This is a genomic window from Exiguobacterium sp. RIT341, assembly GCF_000632205.1.
In the GTDB taxonomy this organism is placed as follows: domain Bacteria; phylum Bacillota; class Bacilli; order Exiguobacteriales; family Exiguobacteriaceae; genus Exiguobacterium_A.
Map to the genome: position 1 here is coordinate 1 of NZ_JFYW01000005.1, position 918 is coordinate 918.

The 918-nt window shown below is 49.3% G+C and carries 8 tRNA genes and 1 rRNA gene; all 9 read left to right on the plus strand.

The features are described from left to right. Window positions 1-2: 2 nt before the first annotated feature. Window positions 3-78, plus strand: a tRNA-Thr gene (locus BW42_RS08935). An 11-nt stretch (window positions 79-89) separates the two neighbouring features. Beyond that, window positions 90-165 (plus strand) — tRNA-His (locus BW42_RS08940). Window positions 166-188: 23 nt separating this feature from the next. Then, a tRNA-Lys gene (locus BW42_RS08945) sits at window positions 189-264 on the plus strand. A gap of 7 nt (window positions 265-271) precedes the next feature. Then, window positions 272-355 (plus strand) — tRNA-Leu (locus BW42_RS08950). Window positions 356-362: 7 nt separating this feature from the next. Beyond that, window positions 363-437, plus strand: a tRNA-Gly gene (locus BW42_RS08955). Window positions 438-458: 21 nt separating this feature from the next. Further along, window positions 459-545: transfer RNA gene (locus tag BW42_RS08960), tRNA-Leu, on the plus strand. 6 nt (window positions 546-551) lie between these two features. Then, window positions 552-625: transfer RNA gene (locus tag BW42_RS08965), tRNA-Arg, on the plus strand. Between the two features lie 5 nt (window positions 626-630). After that, a tRNA-Pro gene (locus BW42_RS08970) sits at window positions 631-707 on the plus strand. A gap of 137 nt (window positions 708-844) precedes the next feature. Next, window positions 845-918: ribosomal RNA gene (locus tag BW42_RS08975) — 16S ribosomal RNA — on the plus strand; the annotation flags it as partial.

The following is a 918-nucleotide window of genomic DNA, read 5'->3' on the forward strand; positions in this document are numbered from 1 at the left end:
TTGCCGGTGTAGCTCAGCTGGTAGAGCAACTGACTTGTAATCAGTAGGTCGCGGGTTCGACTCCTGTTGCCGGCACCATTTTTATTTTGGCGATTGTGGCGAAGTGGTTAACGCACCGGATTGTGATTCCGGCATTCGTGGGTTCAATTCCCATCAGTCGCCCCATTTTTCAACTTCATATCATTTATGTGTCATTAGCTCAGTTGGTAGAGCATCTGACTTTTAATCAGAGGGTCGCAGGTTCGAATCCTGCATGACACACCATTTTTATGCGGGTGTGGCGGAATTGGTAGACGCGCTAGATTTAGGATCTAGTGTCTTTGACGTGGGGGTTCAAGTCCCTTCACCCGTACCATTTATATGCGGAAGTAGTTCAGTGGTAGAATACGACCTTGCCAAGGTCGGGGTCGCGGGTTCGAATCCCGTCTTCCGCTCCATTTATATTTGAATAGCATTATGCGGTCGTGGCGGAATCGGTAGACGCGCTAGGTTGAGGGCCTAGTGGTGGCAACATCGTGGAGGTTCAAGTCCTCTCGACCGCACCATATGATGCACCCTTAGCTCAGCTGGATAGAGTACTTGACTACGAATCAAGGGGTCGGGAGTTCGAATCTCTCAGGGTGCACTTTTCGGGAAGTAGCTCAGCTTGGTAGAGCACTTGGTTTGGGACCAAGGGGTCGCAGGTTCGAATCCTGTCTTCCCGACCATTATTTTCATACGAAATACATTGGACTTTGAAAACTGAACGATGAGGCAAAAATCGTATTCTACGGAATACAAACATGAATGAAGCGCAAGCTTCGTCAATCGTGACTTCGGTCACAACAACGAGCAAGTCAAACACTTCATGGAGAGTTTGATCCTGGCTCAGGACGAACGCTGGCGGCGTGCCTAATACATGCAAGTCGAGCGCAGGAA